The sequence below is a fragment of the Gemmatimonadaceae bacterium genome (assembly GCA_037721215.1).
Lineage (GTDB): Bacteria > Gemmatimonadota > Gemmatimonadetes > Gemmatimonadales > Gemmatimonadaceae > UBA4720.
Window position 1 is genome coordinate 69,561 of sequence record JBBJNV010000016.1, and the last position, 21,971, is coordinate 91,531.

General features: G+C 60.5%; 21 protein-coding genes, 1 tRNA gene and 1 riboswitch. All 22 genes read left to right on the plus strand.

Annotated features, from left to right (window positions below):
* Window positions 1-23: 23 nt before the first annotated feature.
* Window positions 24-305 carry a hypothetical protein gene (locus WKF55_10215; protein MEJ7759947.1) on the plus strand — a complete coding sequence of 94 codons (282 nt, stop codon included), beginning with the start codon at window positions 24-26 and terminating at the stop codon, window positions 303-305.
* Window positions 302-1,279, plus strand: coding sequence for an HPr(Ser) kinase/phosphatase (gene hprK / locus WKF55_10220; protein MEJ7759948.1), 978 nt, complete (start codon window positions 302-304; stop codon window positions 1,277-1,279). Before WKF55_10215 ends, hprK begins: the two co-directional genes overlap by 4 nt.
* Window positions 1,269-1,691 (plus strand): hypothetical protein, encoded by a 423-nt coding sequence (locus WKF55_10225; protein ID MEJ7759949.1) that lies wholly within the window; start codon window positions 1,269-1,271, stop codon window positions 1,689-1,691. Before hprK ends, WKF55_10225 begins: the two co-directional genes overlap by 11 nt.
* Entirely contained in the window at window positions 1,688-2,191 is a 504-nt protein-coding gene (locus tag WKF55_10230; GenBank protein ID MEJ7759950.1) for a PTS sugar transporter subunit IIB, read from the plus strand. Before WKF55_10225 ends, WKF55_10230 begins: the two co-directional genes overlap by 4 nt.
* Window positions 2,188-2,871 (plus strand): PTS sugar transporter subunit IIC, encoded by a 684-nt coding sequence (locus WKF55_10235; GenBank protein ID MEJ7759951.1) that lies wholly within the window; start codon window positions 2,188-2,190, stop codon window positions 2,869-2,871. Before WKF55_10230 ends, WKF55_10235 begins: the two co-directional genes overlap by 4 nt.
* Entirely contained in the window at window positions 2,868-3,641 is a 774-nt protein-coding gene (locus WKF55_10240) for a PTS system mannose/fructose/sorbose family transporter subunit IID (GenBank protein MEJ7759952.1), read from the plus strand. The genes WKF55_10235 and WKF55_10240 overlap by 4 nt, the downstream gene beginning before the upstream one ends.
* Window positions 3,638-3,904 (plus strand): HPr family phosphocarrier protein, encoded by a 267-nt coding sequence (locus WKF55_10245; GenBank protein MEJ7759953.1) that lies wholly within the window; start codon window positions 3,638-3,640, stop codon window positions 3,902-3,904. The genes WKF55_10240 and WKF55_10245 overlap by 4 nt, the downstream gene beginning before the upstream one ends.
* Window positions 3,901-5,727: a phosphoenolpyruvate--protein phosphotransferase gene (gene ptsP, locus WKF55_10250; GenBank protein ID MEJ7759954.1), complete on the plus strand. Its 1,827-nt coding sequence runs from the start codon at window positions 3,901-3,903 to the stop codon at window positions 5,725-5,727. Before WKF55_10245 ends, ptsP begins: the two co-directional genes overlap by 4 nt.
* Before the next feature lie 70 nt (window positions 5,728-5,797).
* Window positions 5,798-6,973 (plus strand): methionine adenosyltransferase, encoded by a 1,176-nt coding sequence (gene metK / locus WKF55_10255; protein MEJ7759955.1) that lies wholly within the window; start codon window positions 5,798-5,800, stop codon window positions 6,971-6,973.
* A gap of 107 nt (window positions 6,974-7,080) precedes the next feature.
* Window positions 7,081-7,599, plus strand: coding sequence for a hypothetical protein (locus WKF55_10260; GenBank protein MEJ7759956.1), 519 nt, complete (start codon window positions 7,081-7,083; stop codon window positions 7,597-7,599).
* A gap of 1,027 nt (window positions 7,600-8,626) precedes the next feature.
* Entirely contained in the window at window positions 8,627-9,169 is a 543-nt protein-coding gene (locus WKF55_10265; GenBank protein ID MEJ7759957.1) for a bifunctional nuclease family protein, read from the plus strand.
* Window position 9,170: 1 nt separating this feature from the next.
* Window positions 9,171-10,133 carry a hypothetical protein gene (locus tag WKF55_10270; protein MEJ7759958.1) on the plus strand — a complete coding sequence of 321 codons (963 nt, stop codon included), beginning with the start codon at window positions 9,171-9,173 and terminating at the stop codon, window positions 10,131-10,133.
* A gap of 32 nt (window positions 10,134-10,165) precedes the next feature.
* Window positions 10,166-10,285: riboswitch (cobalamin riboswitch) on the plus strand.
* Between the two features lie 45 nt (window positions 10,286-10,330).
* Window positions 10,331-11,278 (plus strand): helical backbone metal receptor, encoded by a 948-nt coding sequence (locus tag WKF55_10275; GenBank protein ID MEJ7759959.1) that lies wholly within the window; start codon window positions 10,331-10,333, stop codon window positions 11,276-11,278.
* Window positions 11,278-12,264, plus strand: a complete 987-nt coding sequence (locus WKF55_10280) for an iron ABC transporter permease (GenBank protein ID MEJ7759960.1) — start codon at window positions 11,278-11,280, stop codon at window positions 12,262-12,264. Before WKF55_10275 ends, WKF55_10280 begins: the two co-directional genes overlap by 1 nt.
* The gene (locus tag WKF55_10285) at window positions 12,261-13,088 is read left to right on the plus strand and encodes an ABC transporter ATP-binding protein (protein MEJ7759961.1); all 828 of its coding nucleotides are present in this window, start codon (window positions 12,261-12,263) and stop codon (window positions 13,086-13,088) included. The genes WKF55_10280 and WKF55_10285 overlap by 4 nt, the downstream gene beginning before the upstream one ends.
* A 9-nt stretch (window positions 13,089-13,097) precedes the next feature.
* Complete coding sequence (locus WKF55_10290; protein ID MEJ7759962.1) at window positions 13,098-15,113, plus strand: TonB-dependent receptor; 2,016 nt, start codon at window positions 13,098-13,100, stop codon at window positions 15,111-15,113.
* Window positions 15,114-15,121: 8 nt separating this feature from the next.
* On the plus strand, window positions 15,122-15,883 hold the full coding sequence (gene recO / locus WKF55_10295) for a DNA repair protein RecO (GenBank protein ID MEJ7759963.1): 762 nt from the start codon (window positions 15,122-15,124) through the stop codon (window positions 15,881-15,883).
* Between the two features lie 82 nt (window positions 15,884-15,965).
* Window positions 15,966-17,855 carry a selenocysteine-specific translation elongation factor gene (gene selB, locus WKF55_10300; GenBank protein MEJ7759964.1) on the plus strand — a complete coding sequence of 630 codons (1,890 nt, stop codon included), beginning with the start codon at window positions 15,966-15,968 and terminating at the stop codon, window positions 17,853-17,855.
* A gap of 135 nt (window positions 17,856-17,990) precedes the next feature.
* Window positions 17,991-18,449 (plus strand): T9SS type A sorting domain-containing protein, encoded by a 459-nt coding sequence (locus tag WKF55_10305; protein MEJ7759965.1) that lies wholly within the window; start codon window positions 17,991-17,993, stop codon window positions 18,447-18,449.
* 96 nt (window positions 18,450-18,545) lie between these two features.
* The gene (clpB, locus tag WKF55_10310; protein ID MEJ7759966.1) at window positions 18,546-21,161 is read left to right on the plus strand and encodes an ATP-dependent chaperone ClpB; all 2,616 of its coding nucleotides are present in this window, start codon (window positions 18,546-18,548) and stop codon (window positions 21,159-21,161) included.
* Entirely contained in the window at window positions 21,158-21,658 is a 501-nt protein-coding gene (gene tadA / locus WKF55_10315; GenBank protein MEJ7759967.1) for a tRNA adenosine(34) deaminase TadA, read from the plus strand. Before clpB ends, tadA begins: the two co-directional genes overlap by 4 nt.
* A gap of 81 nt (window positions 21,659-21,739) precedes the next feature.
* Window positions 21,740-21,826, plus strand: a tRNA-Ser gene (locus WKF55_10320).
* Window positions 21,827-21,971: the final 145 nt, after the last annotated feature.

Genomic DNA, 21,971 nt, shown 5'->3' on the forward strand with positions numbered 1-21,971 from the left:
ACCACGCAGTCATATCCCCGCGCATGCGCCGTCGCGCCGAAATCGCTGCGGAGCGCGCCGCTGCGAGACTTCCTCGTGCCGTCGACGCAGTAATCCGCTTCGAGCAGGATGGGCCAGTGAAGCGGGTTGAGATCGTCCTTCATGCTCCGCGCCACGCGGAGATCGTAGCCAGTGGTGAAGCCAGGTATTACGGCCCGGCACTCACGATCGCTATCGAGCGGCTTGGCAGCCAGATCAGGAAGCTGAGCAGCAGCCGCCGGTCGGCACAGCGTGCACCGCAGGCGGAGAAGGCATACCGCGCGTGAGCCGTGCACCAAGCGTCCGACAATTTCTGGAACGGAATGGCGAGCAGCTGCAGCTGGTCGACATTGGCAACGGCGCCGGTCTGGAGCATGCGATCAGCAACGCCGATGTATCGAGTCCAGGACTTGCGCTCGCGGGTTATGTCGAGAGGTTCGTCGCCGAACGGCTGCAGGTGCTCGGCGAAACTGAGATAACATATCTGTCGTCGCTGCCAGAGTCAGAGAGAGCGCGAATCGTGACGGGTTTTTTTGCATTTCCGATTCCGGCCGTCATCATCACCAAGAATCAGGAGCCTCCGCCGGGAGTAGTCGAAGCAGCATTTTCGAGCGGGGTCGCGCTTCTGCGAACCGCGCTCAAGACTGCTGAATTCTACAGGCGTCTCAAACCCGTTCTCGAGAGCGAGTTTGCCCCGACGGTAACGCTGCACGGATCACTGGCGGACATTTTTGGCGTTGGTCTTTTTTTTACCGGCCGCAGCGGAATCGGAAAGTCGGAATGTGTGCTCGATCTCGTGGAGCGCGGCCATCGCCTTGTGGCAGATGACCTCGTCATCACCATGCGCCGGGGTAATGACGTGCTGATAGGAAAAGCGCACGAACTTCAGCGACATCACATGGAGATTCGCGGCGTTGGGCTTATCGATATTCCTTCGATCTTCGGAATCAGGGCAGTACGACAGCAGAAACGCATCGAGGTGGTGGTTCATCTTGAAGAGTGGAACCAGGATGCGGTTGTGGAGCGCACCGGTCTGGACACCGTGCTGACCCGCATTCTGGATGTGGAAATTCCCTTGATCACGGTACCGCTGAATCCCGGAAAAAACATTACGGTGATTGCAGAAGTCATTGCACTCAATCACCTGTTGCGATATTCCGGGGTGAATCCGGCTGAGGCGTTCAACGAGAGGCTGATAGGGCGAATGCGGCAGGCGGCAGCCGGCAACGTCCGTCAGTATCTGCAGGAAGATGACGAGTAGCTCCGATGGAAACGAGCACTCTGCGGCTGGTGAGGTACGTGCTATCGTAGTTGGTCACGGGTCGTACCCCGAAGGCATGATCGACGCTGTCGATCGCATCACCGGGCGTGGGCATCTGTTGCTCGGTGTTTCGAACCGGGATCTCAGCGCCGGCGAGATCGAAACGCGATTGCGTGAGTGTACTGCGACGACCGGAGTAAAAGTTTTCTTCAGTGATCTGCCCGCGGGCAGTGCCACCCTAGCAGTTCGGCGGCTGCTTCGCGATCACACCGATTGCGTGCTGGTGACGGGAGCGAACCTGGCGGCTTTGCTGGATTTTGTGTTTCAGCCGCCAATGTCAGCTGTTGATGCAGCGCACCACGCCGCTGAAAAGGGACGGCTTGCGGTCCTTGTGAACGGAGGTGCGTCGTGAGCGTCCGGCTCTACCGGATAGACGATCGTCTCATTCACGGCCAGGTAGTTGTTGGATGGGGCCAGCCACTCGACATTGAGTTCATCGTTCTCGTCGACGACAACGTTGCCTCCTCGGACTGGGAACAGGACCTCTACCGCATGGGGATCCCACCCGAGATGGAGATTCTGTTTGCGGATGTTGCTTCGGCGGCTCGTGACCATGAGCGCTACGTCTGTGATTCCCGGCCCGGTATTGTCGTAACGGGCGACATCGCGACGATGGACAGGCTCGTGTGTGCGACCGGCACTATCGCCAGCGTGAATGTTGGCGGGCTTCACTACCGTGCGGGCCGCAGTCAGAAGTCTCGCTACGTTTTTCTCACTCCCGGTGAGGAGCGCGAGCTTCGGAACCTCGCATCGCGTGGCGTGAAAGTGACAGCGCAGGATGTACCAGCGGCCCGGCAGGTTCCCATCGAGGAAGTCCTGGGCGACGCTCCTCCCGATCGGCCGGGCGCATGATACTCGTGGAACTGTTTCCAATCGCGCTCCTTGGAGCGTTTCTTGGCCTCGATGTGGTGACTTTTCCCCAGGCCATGATCTCCCGCCCCCTCGTTGCCGCAACTGTTGCCGGCACGTTGATGGGAAACCCGGGAGGGGGCATGATCATCGGCGTGGTACTCGAACTCCTGGCGCTTGAAATGCTGCCGTTCGGCGCTTCGCGGTATCCCGAATGGGGGTCGGCCAGTGTCGTCGGCGGGGCGATTTACGCGGTTTACCCTCCCGATCAGGCGGGCGCGCTTGCCGGTGCCCTGCTGGCGGCGCTGGTGACCGCCGTCGTTAGTGGGTGGAGCATGGTAAAGCTTCGGCGGCTCAATGGCTCGCATGCCGCAGCGCGCCGGGACGGCCTTGACGCCGGGGTGCCGTCGGTTGTGATCGGAACTCAGCTGTTCGGATTGACCGCTGATTTCGTACGTGGCGGCCTCGTAACCTTCTTCGCGCTGCTTTTCTTCCAGCCGCTGGTGGGCGCACTGCTCGCTCGATGGACTACGAACGCCGCGTATTCACGCGGAGTGGTTGTCGCCATGGTCGCGGCGGTATCCGCCGGTGCGATATGGAAGATTTTCCACACCGTCGCTCATGCCCGTGTTTACCTGCTGGCCGGGCTTGCTGCCGGTGCAGCGATAATCATTACCAGATGACGCCTTCGGTAACTCCGGTTCCTTCACTTCCTTTTACGACCTGGTTCCGCATTTATCTGCGACTTTTTGCAGTGCAGGGTGCGTGGAATTATGAGACCCTGCTCGGTAACGGAATTGCGTTCTGCATGGAACCCGCGTTGAGGCTGTTGCCGGGAGGTGTCAATGACCCGCGATACAGGGAAGCGCTGGGCCGGCACACCCGTTACTTCAACGCTCACCCGTATCTTGCCGGGGTAGCGGTTGGCGCGCTGGCACGGGCCGAACTCGACGGAGTGCCGGCGGCGCTGATCGAACGGTTCAGGACGGCACTCGGAGGCCCGCTGGGCAGTGTGGGTGACCGTCTCGTCTGGGCAAGCTGGCTTCCCCTTTGCTCTCTTGTGGCGCTCGGCGCCTTTGGAAGCGGTGCGCGACCGATTGTTGTAATCGCTACCTTCCTCGGACTGTACAATGCCGGCCACCTCTGGATGCGTGCATGGGGGCTGACAGTGGGCTTCCAGCGTGGACTGCGCGTTGCGGATGCGCTTGGTCACCCGGTCCTTCGCCGTGGCCCTCAGTATGTTGGAAGTGTGGCAGCCCTTCTTGCCGGGATTTCAATTCCGCTGGCTGTCGACCGGATCGTGATGGAAGGCCGCACGCTAGCTGGAGAGATGATCCTGGTGGCGATCGTCGGCGGCGCGGTTCTCGCACGCTTTGGCGAGCGAGCGGAGGGCTGGCGCCTCGCGCTCATCGCACTCGCGCTGTTCGTTCTTTACTCGGTAATCCCCAAATGACAGAACGCAGCGTCCAGGTGGTCAACAAACTCGGCATCCATGCACGGCCTGCGGCCGAGATTGTGAAAACAGCGTCCCGCTTCAAGAGCGATATCACGATCATCCGGGAAGACATGGAAGTGAACGGCAAGAGCATCATGGGTGTGATGATGCTCGGCGCGGAAAGTGGATCGACTATTCTGCTGCGTGCGGACGGTGCCGATTGTGACGCGGCACTCGATGCCCTCGAGGCGCTCGTCGTCGCGCGGTTTGGAGAATCGTGAGTCCGGATACGCCGCGCTCCGATGGAAAAATGATAGGCATGCCGGCGTCGCCCGGCATCGTTATCGGTCCTGTGCATCTGCTCCTCTGGGAGGTGCCCGACGTTCCTCAGCGCATAATTGCGGACGAAAAGATCGAGAGCGAGATAGCGCGCTTTCATGATGCGCTGACGACTGCCAAGGGCCGGCTGGCGCAGGTGAAAGCACGTGCCGAACGGCATGCGGGGCCGGAGGAAGCGGCAATCTTCGACGTACAGGTGCAAATCCTCTCCGATGGTGAGCTCATTTCCAGCGTCGAGAAGTTCATCCGGCGAAATATCGGCGCCGAGAAAGCTTTCGATCTGGTGCTCATCGAGTCACGGCAGAACTTCGCTCGCCATGCTCAGCCGATGATCCGTGAGCGCGTTGGAGATCTGACCGACATCCACATCCGCGTGCTCTCGATTCTGCTTGGACTCCCTGACCATGACCCGGTGGATTTACCCAAGGGATCCAATGCAATCCTGGTTACTCACGACCTGACGCCGAGTCTGACCGTCCAGCTCGACCGCGACGCCATCGCCGCCATTGCAACCGATGAGGGAACGCGCACGTCGCATGTAGCGATTCTTGCCCGATCGCTGGGCTTGCCGGCTGTCGTCGGATTGCGTGATGCCACCCGGCGAGTGTCAGGCGGTGATGAAATAATTCTCGACGGTTCATCGGGGGCGCTCATTCCGCGGCCAACCGCGGTCCAGATCGCCTCCTATACCCTCCGCGCTGCCCGCGAAGAGGCGGACACGGCGGAACTGCAGCAACTCGTTGGCGCGGAGCCTGTCACCCTCGATGGAGTGCGTATTACGCTGCGCGCGAACGTTGACCTTCCGGAGGAAGCCGAGGCGGCGGCGCACTCAGGCGCTGAGGGTGTGGGATTGATGCGCACCGAATTTCTTGTTGTCGGCAGAGCTTCGATGCCCGACGAGGAAGAACAGTACCGCGCGTACAAAAGAGTGGTCGAGGCGTTCGAAGGCAAGCCGGTGGTGATTCGGACATTCGATGTCGGGGGAGACAAGCTGCCGGTGGGTGGCTTCCCTCACGAAGCCAATCCGTTTCTCGGATGGCGGGCAATCCGGATGTGCCTCGACGAGCCTGAGATTTTCAAAACGCAGCTCCGCGCGTTGTTACGGGCGGCGATGCACGGAGACGTTCGGATCATGCTTCCACTGGTCGTGAGCGTCGAAGAAGTGCGTCAGGCGCGGCATCTGCTCGAGGAAGCGGCAGCCGAGCTCGATGAGCGTGGCGTCGACTACAGGCATGGCCTTCCGCTGGGTGTGATGATAGAGACGCCGGCCGCGGTAATCGTCGCCGACACACTTGTGAAGGACGTGGCATTTTTCAGTATCGGCACCAATGACCTGGTGCAGTACACGCTGGCCGTCGATCGCGGCAACGCAAACCTCGCGTCGAGGTTCACACCTCTGCACCCAGCGGTTCTGCGGTTGATCCGGCGTACCGTCGAGGTAGGCAACGACAACGGCCTCGAGGTCAGTGTCTGCGGCGAAATGGCTTCGCAACCGCTCATGGCTTTTGCCCTGATCGGGCTCGGTGTTCGACAACTCAGCGTCGCCGGGCGGGCGGTGCCGCTGGTCAAGCGCATTGTGAGAGGAGTCAGCGCCGAGGTGGCGATGGATGCGGCGAATGCGGCGCTCGGCGCCCAGACTGCCCGCGAAGCAGAGGACGAGCTGAGACGGCGTCTGTTCTCTGCGTTTGGAGATGCGCAGTTTCTCCGCGACGGGTTGCCCGAGTACGTCGATGGGAATACGTTTGAGGGATTCGGCGGACCTTAAGACCAATGGCGCACGAATCGTACGGCGTGTCGCCAGTCCGTTCCGCTCCATCCCAATCCTGAGGGATATCGTGCTCGATCGACACTTGTTTACGTCTGAGTCAGTTACTGAGGGTCATCCCGACAAGGTAGCTGACCAGATTTCGGACGCCATTCTGGACGCAATCCTGACTGACGACCCTGAAGCTCGCGTTGCCTGCGAAACCCTGGTTACCACAGGGCTTGCCTGTGTGGCAGGCGAAATCACCACTACCACCTACGTCTCTTTTCCCGACATCGTCCGCCGGACGATCGATCGTATCGGCTATACTGACGCAACGTACGGGTTCGACTCGAAGACCTGCGCGGTGATCAGCACTATTGGTCGCCAGTCACGCGATATCAGTCAGGGGGTCGACACCGGCGGCGCCGGCGACCAGGGAATGATGTTTGGCTACGCGTCTGACGAGACCGAAGAGTTGATGCCGCTCCCCATCATGCTTGCTCACCGGCTCACCCGGCAACTCGCGGAGTGCCGCAGAAATGGCGGCGGCAACTGGCTTCGACCGGATGGCAAGTCGCAGGTGACGGTGGTATACGAGGACGGTGTACCGGTAGCGGTCGATACGGTCGTCATCTCGACGCAGCACAGTGACGGCATCAGTAACAAGAAACTCCACCAGGCAGTGATTTCCGATGTGATCGAGCCGGTCATTCCAAAGGAGATGCGCTCGAAGGAAATCAAGTACCACATCAACCCCACCGGCCGGTTTGTAGTTGGGGGTCCGCAGGGCGATGCGGGCCTTACCGGCCGCAAGATCATCGTCGATACATACGGCGGGATGGGCCGCCACGGGGGTGGTGCGTTCAGCGGCAAGGATCCCTCAAAGGTGGATCGGAGCGCATGTTATGCTGCGCGATGGGTTGCCAAGAACATTGTCGGCGCCAAACTCGCTCGCCGATGCGAGGTGCAGCTTGCCTACGCGATCGGTGTTGCAAAACCGGTATCGGTGATGGTCGATACGTTCGGTACCAACACCATCCCCGAAGCGGCGATCATGCGCGCCGTGGAGACGGTTTTCGATCTGACGCCGAAAGGCATCATCGCCGACCTCGACCTCAAGAAGCCGATATACGAGGCCACCGCTGCCTATGGACATTTTGGCCGAAGCTCTGAGAAAATCGGAATTGGCAGAAACAGCCGGACGCAGTTCACATGGGAGCGGCTGGATCGGGTAAAGCAGCTGCAGGCGGCAGTGAAGGGCTAGTGGACCTCTAGCCGCGGCGACAGTGGCGTAACTGTTCGCATCCGACACCCTGCTCGTGGGCTCATTGTTTCCAGGTTTGGCACGCATTTCACAACCTCACGATGCACATGCCGACTTTGGTGCTGGTCTTTTTGCTGTGTGCGCTCTCGTGTCGAAACGAGCAATATGGGCTTAACGGAACATCGCCAGGTCGGTCAGACTTCCGCGGGCATAGTAGTGTTTCGAGTATCGTCGATTCTATCGTCATTTCGCTTCGTGTACCGTCTACCTCTCGCATCGGGCACCCTATTCATTTCGAGTTGATCGCTCGCAACCCGACGCATCGAGCTTTGCCGTTTAATCTTGCCAACCCTAACCCCGCATTCTTTATCGTGACTGACGCGAGCGGAACGGTGGTCTGGAGTTCGGTTCCCGGCGAGCCGGCAATCGACCTGATGGAAGTCAACATGAGCTTGAAACCAGGCGGAGAACGCAAGTTGTCTGGGAACTGGACTCAATCAACCAAGGGCGGCTTGCAGTCAAAATCCGGCGACTATTTCGTAACTGGAATATTGATTGGCGATTTTACGACGCCTGAAATCCGTATTGGTCCGTTGCATTTCAGGATTGCATCACCGCGTGTCTAGCACGGGCGGTTCGCCAACACGCGACCGCTCAGGAGCGACAACAACGACAACGGTCGCGTGGGTATCTATCGGGATTGCAGTTGTTGCCGGTATGCTCGAGCTAAGTAATCGCACTATTGCCCCCCGTGCGGGTCCGGTTCTGGCAGCTATCAATACCTCCGTAGAACCCGGAACGCTTTCGAGGCTTGATCGTTCAGCTGGTGATATTTGGACTGCGTCGTCCGATGAGTCAGGGGACACCAGGTCCATGATATTACTCGGCAATTGCGCGTTTGCCCGGAGTGACAAGCGATACATCGGAATCGTGATCGGAACGAAGCCTGATGGCGTTGTCAGGGGAAAAGACCCAACGTCAACCCAGCGCGTCGTACTAGTCCACCTGACGGCTTCCGTGCGCGAGTCAGCCGGCACGAGCACCATGGCTTTCGCATACCCGGAAGCAGTGGACGTCAGCAGATGCCCAGGACCTCCAACCCGGCAGCCGACGTTTCACGAAGCCTTTATAGAGGGTGAGAGAAGACACAGCAGCTGGGAGAGCGCCAAAACAGAACATCCCGAACCGAATCGACCCAAGCCCCATACCGGAAACCGGGTCTACTACGAGTTTGAGGTTCAGGAGGAAGCCTCGCCTCTTCCCGCGAGCGGAGTTCCAAGATACCCTGTCCCGCTCCACGCCTCGGGGGTTCGAGGAGAAACGCATGCGCAATTCATAGTTGGCCGGGACGGCCGGGTAGAAAAACCGTCGATAAAAATCCTTCAGTCCACAAACGAGTTGTTCACCGCTTCACTTCTTGAGGCCTTGCCTGCTATGCGCTTTTCTCCCGCGCTCGCGCGGGGCAGGAAAGTGAGGCAGCTCGTGCAGCAGAAGATTGTGCTGACTGAACACCGCTGAGGCGAGTCACAAAACAAGCGTGGCCTGGTCAGGGTTTATCTGAAATTGGCTACTTTGAGAAATCGCCGTCGTCCAGCAGAGCGCGCCCATGCGCCGGACCTTTATGCCCATAGTGCCCGCCATTACATTCCAGAAATGCAGCTCGTTGAAGTCGAAGTGATGCGGCTGGGCCTCGACCGCTCCAATAATTCCTACGTCGTCATCCTCCGCGAAAAGGATGGCGAGCGTCTTCTGCCGATTTGGATCGGGCAGCCCGAAGCGGAGTCCATCGTCGTCGAAATGAGCAAGCTGCGACGCGAGCGCCCGCTAACCCACGATCTCTGCAAAACACTAATCACGGGTCTTGGCGGAACACTGCGGCGGATTCAGATCACCAGAGTTGAGAATCGGACTTATTACGCCGAGCTGCAGATCAGGCGGGAGGGTTCGACGATCAACATCGACGCGCGGCCATCTGATAGTATCGCGATCGCTCTCCGCTGCGCTGCCCCGATCTTTGCCCAGGAATCGCTCTTGCGCGCGATGCTTTTCGAGGACGCAGAGACGGCAGCTCAGATGGCCGATGAACCGGAATCTGACAGTGCGGGCTCCGAACCGTCCGATGAAATGACCCCCGAGCAGCTCAAGGCTTATCTGGAAAATCTGCGCCCCGAGGACTTTGGGAAATTCAGTCTGTAGCTTGGCGCTCGTTTTCCTGTCGAGCATTGCGTCAGCCCAGGAAATCGCACCGCAAGGCAATCCCAAGGTAGATCAGCGCGTCGTGGGACGAATCGTTCGTCCCGCTGCGAAATCGATGCTGCCGGTTGCCGGTGTCTGGGCGATCCTCCATCGTGTAGGATCCGATGCGGCGGCGCCACTGGACTCGATGCAGACCAACGGCGCTGGCGAGTACTCGTTCACCTACCGCAAAACTGGCGACGAACAAGCCATTTACTTTGTCTCGGCATCATACTCGGGGATCGCATACTTCACTACGCCGCTGCATCACGCGCTGGTCAAAAACGACGAGGCGGAGATCGCGGTGTTCGATACCACATCCAGGAGCGTGCCGACGAGTATTCGCGGTCATCATGTAATTGTTTCGGCGGTGAATCCGAACGCCGTTCGCTCGGTGACCGAAGTCTATGAGCTTGCCAATGACAGTTCCGTAACGCGCGTTGCAGCGAATTCGACGCCGGGCGGCGCGGTCTGGTCCGCGGCCTTCCCGGCAGGTGCCCGCAATTTTCGCGTGAGTCAGGGGGACGTTCCCGCCGATGCCGTCACGTTTTCCGCCGGGAGGGCCTTCGTGTTCGCGCCGTTGGCCCCGGGGCTGAAACAGCTCTCGTTCACTTACGACGTCCCGGCGTCGTCGTTTCCACTCAGCGTCCCGATAGACCGCCCCACGGAGGTCTACGAAGTGCTGATTGAAGAACCAACCGGAACAGTGACCGGCGCCCGGTTGAAAGAAGTAGATGCGGTCAGTCTGGAAAAGCGGATGTTTCGGCGGTTCCTGGCTTCCAATATCCCGGCGAATGTAACGAGCGTCATCGATCTCCCGCGCGCAACAGAGGGCCGGGTGGATAGCCGTTACCTGATCGGCATCACCGTGATCATTGGCGGGTCGATGGTCTTCGCGCTTGCCCGCGCGCTCAGAAAGGCTTAAGCTTCGGCACAATTGATCGCGAACGGAGCCCCGGAAACCGGTCTGATGCCGGTGCGGCCCCGCCACTGTATCGGGCATCAAAACGCACGCTCGTAGTACCACTGGCCACAGTTGGCCGGGAAGGTGAGCGACGCGGCCCGGAGCCAGGAGACGACTCTCGCTCGCGCCACTTATTCAGAACCTCGGGGGAGGGGCTGGTGGCGTTCGAGGTGTCCACTCAGGATGCGTTGACGTTGCAGGCGTTCTCTTCCATGGAGAACGCTTTTTTGTTTTGGTGCCGTCAGTTCGCTCTTGCTGTGATTATTCTGGCTGCCTGCGCGCCTTCCCGTGAGCCACAGCCATCGGCGCAGTCGGACGATTTTGGCGATCCAATCAGCTTTGTGGGACGCCCGTCGCGAATCGTCTCCCTGAACCCGGCTACCACCGACCTGCTGTTCGCGCTTGGCGCAGGCGGCCGCCTGGTGGGCCGCACCCACTGGGACCTCTATCCCGACTCGGCGAAATTCGTCCCGGACCTGGGGTCCGGCCTGAGGCCGAACATCGAGGCCGTCCTGGGCGCCAAACCCGACCTGGTAGTGCTTTACGCAAGCCAGGACAATCGAAACGCCGCAACGCAGTTTCGCGCTGCCGGCGTCAACACCATCTCACTGAAAATCGACCACATTGCCGACTTTCATCGCGCCTCGGTGCTGCTTGGACGCATCATCGGCGACAGCATTCGCGGGCAGGTGGTTTCGGATTCAGTGGCACGGACCATTGACCGCGTCGCCAACGTGACGAAGGCGCTGAAAAAGCCTCGTGTGTTCTGGCACATATGGGACGCGCCGCTGATCACGATCGCGGCCGGCAGCTATCTGCATGAGCTGATTGTCATCGCCGGCGGCGAAAACGTCTATGCGGAGCTGCCCGATCCCTCCCCGACGGTTTCGATCGAAGACGTACTCCGGCGCAATCCTGATTATTTCATCACTGGGCCGGAGGGCGCGATGAAGATTCGCCGAGATGCGCGGTGGGCGGCCGCACCGGCGGTTAGGGCCGGGCGGATTCTCATCGCCGATACCATTCTCGTGGGGCGCCCGTCGGTGAGACTCGGAGAGGCGGCGGTGTCGCTCGCCGCATTGCTGCATCCGGGCGCGTTTCGGTGATGTCGCACCACATGTGGCATTGGTGGATAATGATAGCCGCTCTCATCGTGCTCTCCGTTGTCGCCGTCGGGACCGGCGCTGTGTCGATCCCTCCGCTGGAAGTGCTGCAAGCAGTACGTGGCGTTGGTGATGAGGGTGTGGTTTCCATTGTTCGCAACCTGAGACTGCCGCGCGTGATCCTCGCCGCCCTCGTCGGTGCCGCACTCGGGATGAGCGGCGGTGCATTGCAAGGCACGCTTCGCAACGGGCTCGCGGAACCCTACCTGCTCGGTGTTTCGGGGGGCGCAGCGGTTGGAGCCGTGATCGCGTTCGCTGGGGGAGCTACTGCAGGCGGCATCGTCGCGATCGCGGCCTTCGCCGGCGCCTCCGCGGCAGTGCTGCTGGCCTTGCTGGTCGCTCGCGCCGCCGGCCGCGGCGGGCACGGCGATCCTCGCACGCTGCTAATGGCGGGTGTCGTCATTGGCGCGTTTGCAAACGCCGTGATCATGATCGCACTGGCAAATGCGCCGCCGAACACTATCCGCGGCGCGCTCTGGTGGATGATGGGCTCCGTGGCCGACGGCTCGTGGGCCACTGTCGGGTGGTTAACTGCATATGTGGCCGCAGGCGGCTTTGCTCTGATTTACTGGGCACGGGAAATCGACGTGCTGGCACTCGGCGACGAGTCAGCGGCGGCACTTGGCGTGAACGTGGAGTCTGCGGCCCGACGCATGTATCTGTTGAGCGCGGTGCTGGCAGCGGCGACGGTTGCCGCAGCGGGACTTATCGGATTCGTTGGCCTTGTCGTGCCCCACATCGTGCGGGCTGCGGGAATCCGTCACCACCGGCCGCTGCTGATTGCATCGGCGCTCGTGGGAGCAACACTCGTTACGGGAGCCGACCTTGTGGCGCGCACCGTTCGACCGCCGGGGGAGCTACCTCTTGGAGCAGTGACAGCGATACTGGGTGTCCCGTTTTTTCTTGCGCAGCTGAGACGCGCCGCATGATCGCGTTTGAAGGTATTGCGGTACGCTATCACGGAGCGGGCGTCCGTGCGCTGGATAACGTTACGTTCCGCGCGCCGGCGGGAGAGGTTACCGCGGTAACGGGCCCAAACGGCAGCGGCAAATCAACTCTCGTTCGCGCGCTGCTGCGCCGTCAGTCGCTGGAAGAGGGCCGGATTACGATCGACGGACGCGATCACGCTTCGATGTCTGCCGTTGAAATGGCGCGAGCCGTTGCGGTTGCCCCACAGCGGGAAAACCCGGCGTTCCCGATGCGTGTCGACGAGTACGTTGCACTTGCGCGGTATCCGCACCTCGGGCTCTGGCAGACTGCCGGGTTGTCCGACGCTGTCAAGGTCACTGATGCGATCGCGCGAGCCGGCCTTGAAGAATTTGCCGGACGCCGTACGGACGCACTCTCGGGCGGTGAGTGGCAACGCGTCCGGATTGCGCGTGCGCTCGCACAGGGCGGACGCGCCCTTGTGCTGGACGAGCCCACGACCTTTCTGGATCTCTCTCACGAGATGTCGTTGTTCGAGCTTCTCGATGGACTCGCCAGCGATGGAATGACGGTGCTGTTGATCAGTCACCAGTTGAACCTGGTGGCCCGCTTCGCTCGAAACGTGATTCTCCTGCACCACGGACGCGTCGTCGCCTCCGGAAGTCCCGCAGACGTGATGCAGGCACCGCTCCTCGAAAAAGTATACGAGTGGCCTCTCGTCGTATCACGCGATCCGGCGGTGGGAGCGCCATCACTGATCCCCCTTCGCCGTAAAGCGCCCGTCTCTCATTCCGCGCCCTCATCAACTCCCAACACTCTCACCTGATAACAAGCCATGCCAGCAAGCAGCAACAACCAGCACCTGGTTCACAGACGCGGTTTCGCAGTATCAATTGCCGCTGTCGCGGGCCTCTCGATGAGTGCACCAGCGATTGCCATCGCCCAGAGGGCCGATACCACGAGGCTGGATACCGTTGTGGTGTCGGCCACCAAGACTCCCACCACGCGCGCTGCCGCGACACAGGCGATTACTGTGATTTCCGGCGATGAGCTTCGTGCCCGCGGTGTCGCTCGTGTGTCGGACGCACTGCGCGAGGTGCCTGGTGCATCAATCGTTCAGAACGGGTCGTTCGGCTCCGTGAGTACGCTGTTCCTGCGGGGTGGCGAGAGCCGCTATACGAAGATTCTCATCGACGGCGTTGCGGTCAACGCACCGGGCGGTTTCTTCGATCTAAGTCACCTCACAACCGATAACATCGAGCGTATCGAAGTTGTGCGCGGGCCCGCGGGCGTAGTTTACGGGGCCGATGCAGTGTCGGGCGTGGTTCAGATTTTCACACGGCAGGGGCGTGGCCCGGCTTCACTGAGTGCTTCCGTACGAGCCGGCACCTATGGAACCATCGACGGTGGCATAGACGTGAGCGGAGCGGCCGGCAGCGCGCGTTATGCACTAGGCGCGGCTCAACACGTTACCGATGGCATCATTCCATTCAACAATCAATACTACAACGGGACACTTAGCGCCTCAGCTGGCTTCGCGCCGAAACCATCGACGGAACTGTCTACCTCGGCGCGGTACACTACTGCCGAGTTTCACTATCCAACCGACTTCACCGGCGCGCCAGTCGACTCGAATGCCTACCGCGTTCAGCACCGGCTTACGGTTGGTGCCGATGCGTCCACGCGGATCTCGCCGTTGGTGACGGCCCGCGTCCTGCTCGGCAGCAACGACGTCTCCGACCTTACCGAAGACATCGCCATCCCATTTGGCGCTCCGGCAAACGATCCGGTGCAGGTCCACTCGGCATTCCAGTCGCGGAACTACAGACGCTCGGCGGAGGGTCGATTCCTGTTCCAGCTTCCTTACTCGACGACGGTCAACATTGGCGCTGAGTACATGCGGGAACGAGAATCGAGCGGTAACAGCGAAGGCCCTGTTGGAGCGCCGACGGTGCAGACGTCGAGCTTCATTGCACAACGGAGCAACCGCGCGGCGTACGCCGAGCTGCTTGGACAATTCACATCGCGCACTTCGTACGTGCTTTCTGCCCGTCTCGACGACAACTCCGATTACGACGCTGTGACGACCTACCGTGTCGGCGGCAGTCTGGCTCTGGCGCCGTCCACCCGTGTTCGTGGATCGCTGAGCACTGCGTTCAACGCTCCGGCTTTCAATCAGCTTCTTCCCACGCTTTTCACGTCGGGGAACCCCGGCCTCGATCCCGAGCGCACACGCAGCTATGAAATCGGTGTCGAGCAGAGTTTCCTCAGCGGAGCTGTTCGCTTCACAGCCGACTATTTCAACCAGCACTTCAGCGACCTCATTCAGTTCGTAGCTGGAGGCCCGCCAACGTTCCTGGGCAGCTACGCGAATCTCACAGGCGCGGAATCGAACGGCTACGATGTCGAAGTCGCCATCACGCCCGATGCGGATTTCTCCGCGACGGCGAGCTACACACAGGCTTCTCCGAAAGTAACTGAGCTCTCTGAGGCATACGCCGGCGACCTGAGCGTTGGCCAGGCACTCCTGCGTCGCGCGACTCATACAGGCTCAGCGGTGGTCCGATATCGTAAAACAGGCATCGGCTCGCTTTCGGCGACGGCGACCTATGTCGGCAGCCGTCCGGACATCGACTTCAGCGAGTTTCCGTCACCGGTGGTGACTCTGCCAGCCTACACGAAGACCGATGTCGCTGGCAGCTTCGATGTGCTTCGCCGCAGAAACGGTTCCGGCCTGGCGCTCACCGTTCGCGCGGAAAATCTGTTCGATAAGAAATACGAGGACGTGCTGCACTTTCAAGCGCCCGGCCGGGTGATTCTCATTGGCGCACGGTTCGGCGGTACTCAATAGATTGAGCGATGCAACCGCTGGTGACGGAATCGATAGTTCTGCACACGTTCCACTATCTCGAAACGTCGCTGATAATTCGGCTCATGACACGCGAGGCCGGTATTCAATCGGTGCTGGCCCGCGGCGCGCGCAACTCCAAAAAAAGATTTGGCGGAGCGCTCGATCTTTTCGCTCAGGGCGCAGCCGAGATTCACATGCGCCCCAACAGGGAGCTGCAGGCGCTGACGGGGTTGGATGTAACGCGCGCGAGGCCCCGCCTCGCGACTGACGTCGGGAGATTCACCGCTGGCTCGATGATCGCCGAGCTGGCGCTCCGCTCCTCCAGTGACGAGCCGTCGCCAGCGCTGTTCAATGCCGTTGAGGAAAGCCTCGACCGGATAGTGGATGCAGAGGGGAGTACGATTGTCGAGTCCGCGCTGTCCGGTGCCTGGCTGATTGTCGCTTCGCTGGGCTTCAGCCCCTCTCTCGATGGCTGCGCCAACTGCGATTCCGTTTTCAAACGTGACGCTGCTGTTGGCTTCTCACATGCCGCCGGTGGTGCGCTCTGCGCCCGGTGCCGGCTGAGCGCTGCCGGCAGCCGCCTGCTGCCATCATCGGCGCGTGATGCAATCAGGTTGTGGGTGGGAGGGGGAAGGGTAACCGGTCTTCCGGCATTGGAAGCCAAAGCGCATCAGCGGCTGTTACGCGAATTTGTCGGTGAGCATGTGAGCGGCGATCGCGAGCTTCGCGCTTTCAAGGTGTGGGAGGAGGGAAGCTGGAGCGCGTCGTGAAATACAACTCCTCAGGGGGTGGAGCATGCCGTGAGTTGCAGCTTGCTGTGATCAATGATCCTGCCTCAGCGCCGCTCCTGCGATGATTCTGGGTACTGCAGGGCACATCGATCACGGAAAGACGACGCTTGTGAAGGCTCTCACTGGTGTCGATACCGACCGCCTGCCGGAGGAGAAGAAGCGCGGCATTACCATCGATCTCGGTTTCGCGCCTCTGGTACTCGATGACGCTGGAACGATCGGCATCGTCGATGTGCCGGGCCATGAGGGATTCATCCGCACCATGCTTGCGGGAGCGAGCGGCATTGACATCGGCCTTCTGGTAATTGCTGCCGACGAAGGCGTGATGCCGCAGACTCGCGAGCATCTCGACATCCTCTCACTGTTGAAGATTCAGCAGGTGATCGTGGCCCTGGCAAAGTCCGACCTGGCCGACACCGAGTGGCTGGGACTTGTCCGCGATGAGGTTGATTCTCTTCTCGAGCCGACAGCCTACGGGGGCAGTCGCGTCATACCTGTGTCGGCTCGCACAGGCGAGGGCCTGGCGGAGCTTCGGAGCGCCATCTCGGCCGCTGCTGCAATGGTATCTCCCCGCAATGTCGAAACCGATCTGTTTCGCATGCCGGTTGATCGTGTGTTCTCGGTCAGGGGAACCGGAACCGTGGTAACGGGAACAATCTGGAGTGGTTCAGTCGCGCGTGAATCGATGGTGACACTTTATCCCGGCAGTCGGCAATTGCGCGTTCGCGCGGTGGAAACGCACGGAGCCGCCATCACGTCCGCCCGTGCTGGAGAACGAACCGCGCTCGCCCTCGCGGGGTGCGACGTCTCCGAGGTAGGCCGGGGGAGCGTGCTGGTTGGCGACCCGGCCTGGGTTGAGACCAGCGAGATCGATGCTGAGCTTGAGATCCATGCGAGTGCGCCGAGAATAACGTCCCGAACGCGGCTTCGGTTCCATCTGGGGACCTCTGACGTCGGCTGTCGAGTCGCCGGCCGGGGAGCTTCTGACCCGGCGGATGCCCTGGGCGCGCGCTCACGTATCGTGCTCGAGCATCCGGTGATCGCACGTGGCGGTGACCACTTCGTGCTGCGGTATCCATCTCCCCCTGCCACGATCGGCGGCGGAACGGTGCTAGATCCATATCCACCGAGAAGGCGGCGGTCGAGCGGCGGCGGGGCGCGCCGGCAACTCCCGGATGGCGACGCCGTGGTTCACTCGCAACTGGATCGGATGCTCGCGGCCTCAGGCCTGGCCGGGGTGCGATATTCGTCTCTGCCCATCCGCCTCGGCCTGCCGGCCGCGGAGACAGCAGCACACTGTGCTGCGGCACGATGCTACATCGTCAACGGGCGGTCATATGCGGGTTCTGTGATCGACCAGACGGCCAATGCGGTCGTGCAGAATATTTCAGCACACGCAGCAAACTTTACGCTCGAACCCGGTGTCTCACTTCAGACGCTTCGAGCTGCTTTCAGAGCCGAACCCGCGGTTATCGATGCGGTATTGAATCGTCTTGTGGGTGAGGGGAAGATTGAGCTGGATGGGGGATTTGCACGGCCCGCCGGCTGGAAGCCGGAGCTCAATGCAGATGAACAAAGGATCAGCGATTCGATCGTGCAGGCGATTCGCGATCAACCAAATGAGCCGCCAGGTGTACATGAACTGAGCGAAAAGTTTGGACCTCGGACGGGCACGTTGCTGCGAAAGCTCGACCGGGATGGTGTTCTGAAACGCGTTTCGGACGACCGGTATTATTCGAGCGAGGCTGTCACGGGAATCGTCGGGCTGGTACGGGCGGCGCTGGTGCCAGGCAGGTTGTACAGTCCGGCGGAGTTGAGGGATGTTGTTGGCGTGTCGAGGAAATACCTGATTCCGCTGCTCGAGTTTTTCGACAGGACAGGAGTGACGGAAAGGGCGATGGCGGGACGGCGGATTCTGCCGCCGCGAAGGCCAGTAGCGGCAGAAAAGTGATTCGTCCGTTCGGCAGTTGGATGTGTGGCGGCTTGACACTCCTTAAAAGCGGGCGTAGCTTGGCCGCATCGAGTAAGAGAACACCCAGTTACAGGAGCTTTCCAAAAAACTTTATTTGTCTGCACTGGAGCAAAAATGAAACACCTGTGGGTAGCACTGATTGTGCTTGCCCTCGGCGCATTCATGCCAGGTGATCTGTCGGCTCAGGGAATTTCACCCCAGTCCGGCAGAGTACGTGGCCCCGGATTGGAGCTCGGCCAGAATTTTCCGAATCCAGTCGTTGAAAGTACCAGAATTCCGTTCACCGTTGGCGATGGTGCCGGCTGTTCGGATTCCGGAAGATTGCATCGCGTTAGCCTGCAGATCTACAATGTTCTTGCGCAGCCGATTGCTGTGCCGGTTCTGCAGGGCGGAACGGGGAATGTCGCTGGTGGAGAGCTGATCGACGGTTTGTTGTTGACATGTAACCAGTACATCGCTTTCTGGGATGGTAAGGACACCAGAAGCCAGCAGGATGTAGGATCGGGCGTCTATCTGTATCGGTTGGAAGTTGATGGCAGGCCGGTAACCAAGAAGATGCTCGTGTCGAAATAGCGGTTTGGAGCTGGCAGTACGAACGCGCCCCATTTGTGGGGCGCGTTCTTTTTGTCTGTTACCGCGGCGGGCACCCACATTGCACGGTTGAATGACATGATCAACGCAGATCGGCTGACGGTAAAATCTGGCGAGGCTCTGAACGACGCTGTAGCGCTCGCACGGCGTGCCGGCAATCCGCTTATTTACGACCTCCATCTTCTGCTCGCACTGCTTGCTCAGGATGAGGGAATAGTGGTTTCCGTTCTCCAGAAGCTCGGCGCGAGCATCGCGTCGCTACGGGATCAGTGCGAAAAGGAAGTGGCAAGATATCCCAGGCAGAGCGACGCGCAGCCCAACGCATCGCGCGAGCTAAGCCAGGTTTTCGACCGGGCGGAAGAGGAAGCCCGGGCCCTCGGCGATGACTTTGTTTCAACGGAGCATCTCCTGGTGGCGCTGTCGGATGTAAAAGCCACTGATTCGAAACGGTTGCTGAACGGCGTGGGCGCAACGCGCCAGGCGCTGCTCGATTCTCTCAAGGCCGTTCGCGGCACACATCGCGTTGCAGACCAGAGCCCCGAAAATCAGTATCAGGCATTACAGCGCTATACTCGCGATCTCACTGATGCCGCACGCCGTGGCAAGCTCGATCCGGTCATCGGACGAGACGAGGAGATTCGCCGCGTGATCCAGGTTCTGTCGCGGCGCACCAAGAACAATCCGGTGCTGATCGGAGAGCCGGGCGTCGGCAAGACCGCTATCGCTGAAGGCCTGGCGCAGCGAATAATGAACGGCGACGTGCCGGAAGGCCTGAAAAACAAACAACTGCTTGCGCTGGACCTTGGCGCTCTCATCGCTGGTGCCAAATTTCGGGGTGAGTTCGAAGAGCGCCTCAAGGCCGTTCTCAAGGAAATCACGGAAGCAGACGGGAAGTTCGTCATCTTCATCGACGAGATGCACACGATCGTCGGTGCGGGCCGCGCAGAAGGATCGATGGACGCTGGCAACATGCTCAAGCCGCTTCTCGCGCGCGGCGCGCTCCGTGTTGTCGGCGCGACAACCCTGGATGAGTACCGGAAGCACGTCGAGAAGGACGCCGCGCTCGAACGCCGGTTTCAACCGGTTTACGTGGGTGAGCCGAGCGTCGAAAGCACAATCGCGATTCTCCGTGGACTCAAGGAACGTTACGAGGTCCATCACGGAGTACGCATCACCGATGGCGCGATCGTCTCGGCGGCGACTCTGTCCAATCGGTATATCGGCGATCGTTTCCTTCCCGACAAGGCTATCGATCTTATCGATGAGGCGGCTTCACGGCTTCGCATCGAGATCGATTCCATGCCCCAGGAAATCGATGAGGTCGAACGGCGAATCACACAGCTGGAGATCGAGCGCCAGGCGCTTCAGAAGGAAAAAGACAAGGCGTCGGTCGAGCGCCGCGGTGCACTGGAGCGCGAGCTTGCCGATCTGCGCGAGAAGTCGAGCGGCATGAAGACCCAGTGGCAGATGGAAAAAGAAACGCTCGGCAGCGTCGGCAGAATCAAGCAGCGGATGGAAGAGGCTCGCATGCAAGCCGAGCAGGCCACTCGATCTGGTGACCTCGCGAAAGCAGCGGAGTTGACTTACGGCACCGTCCCCGCCCTTGAGCGTGACATGCTCGAGGCCGAACAGCAGCTTGCCAGCAAGCAGGTCGGCGGTCGCCAGTTTCTGAAGGAGGAAGTGACAGCGGATGATGTGGCCGAGATTGTCGCGAAGTGGACGGGTATTCCTGTAACGCGAATGCTCGAAGGCGAGCGCGAACGGCTCACTCGTCTCGAGAGTCTTCTCTCTGAGCGCGTGGTCGGACAGTCCGAGGCGGTGCAGGCGGTTGCGAACGCGGTCCGGAGATCGCGCGCAGGATTACAGGATCCCAATCGCCCGATCGGCTCTTTCATTTTTCTCGGGCCCACCGGGGTGGGGAAGACGGAGACGGCGCGCGCACTTGCGGAATTCCTGTTCGACGACGAACAGGCGATGGTCCGCATTGACATGTCCGAGTACATGGAGAAGCATGCAGTCGCGCGACTCATCGGAGCGCCGCCGGGATATGTGGGTTTCGAAGAGGGAGGGCAACTTACTGAAGCCGTGCGCCGACGACCGTATTCGGTGGTCCTGTTTGACGAGATCGAGAAGGCGCATCCAGACGTGTTCAACATCCTGTTGCAGATTCTGGACGACGGTCGCCTCACGGATTCGCAGGGCCGAACGGTGAACTTCCGGAACTCGGTTATCATCATGACGTCGAACATCGGCAGCGCGTTCATTCTCGAGCGCGGCACGGACGACTGGGCGCTTGTCGAGACCCAGGTCACCGAGATGCTACGCCAGCATTTCCGTCCCGAGTTTCTCAATCGTGTGGATGACGTCATCATATTCCGCCCGCTTGGCCGAGAGCAGATCGACCATATCATCGGTCTGCAGCTCGGGCGGTTCGACAAGCTTCTTGCGGATCGCAAGTTGACCATGCGACTGACGCCCGCGGCGCGCCAGTTGCTTGCTACTGAAGGTTACGACCCCGCGTTTGGCGCGCGCCCTTTGAAGAGAGCGATTCAGCGGATGGTTCAGAATCCACTCGCGCTTGCGGTTCTCGAGGGCCGGTTTGGTGAGGGGGATACGCTGGTTGGGGACATCGGCGACGACGGCCAGCTCGGGTTCACCAGCGCTGAGCTGGCGCCGTCGCCACACGACGGATGAGCAGCCCGAACGAGGACGACCGGCTGTCGCGGTTTACGACGGACGAGCAGTTCATGCGGAATGCCATTGCGATAGCGCATGATGGTGTCCGCCAGAACGAAGTGCCGGTTGGCGCGATTGTTGTGCGCGGGTCATCGATCGTGGCCGGTGCGAACAACAGGACCGTACGCGACCAGGATGCCACCGCGCACGCGGAGATGATCGCGATTCGAGAGGCATGCGCGTCGCTGGATCGGTGGAGGCTCGACGACTGCACCCTTTATGTCACGCTGGAACCCTGCGCCATGTGTGCGGGAGCGATCGTACTCGCGAGGATGAAGCGTGTGGTCTTTGGCGCGTGGGATGACAAGGCCGGGATGGCCGGATCGGTTGACGACATTCTGAGGCATCCACGCCTCAACCATTCGCCGGAAGTGCAGGGAGGTCTTCTCGACGACGATTGCGCGGTGATGCTCACGGATTTTTTCGAATCTAGGCGGTTGCCAGCAGAGCCGTAGCGGCTGATTGGTGACCTCGCGGCGGCGGCCTGAATCGTTGATTCGATTGCGCCAACCGGATAACTTTCAAAGCTGGACACTGGACAGGTGGCCGAGTGGTTGAAGGCACCGGTCTCGAAAACCGGCGTACCGGCAACGGTATCGAGAGTTCGAATCTCTCCCTGTCCGTTCGCTGTTCCCGTCGTGACTGAGCGTGGGAACAGTCCTCCTGGAAGGAAAACGATGTGAGGACGGGTGGCCGAGTGGTTTAAGGCGCACGCCTGGAAAGCGTGTGTACGTGAAAGCGTACCGAGAGTTCGAATCTCTCTCCGTC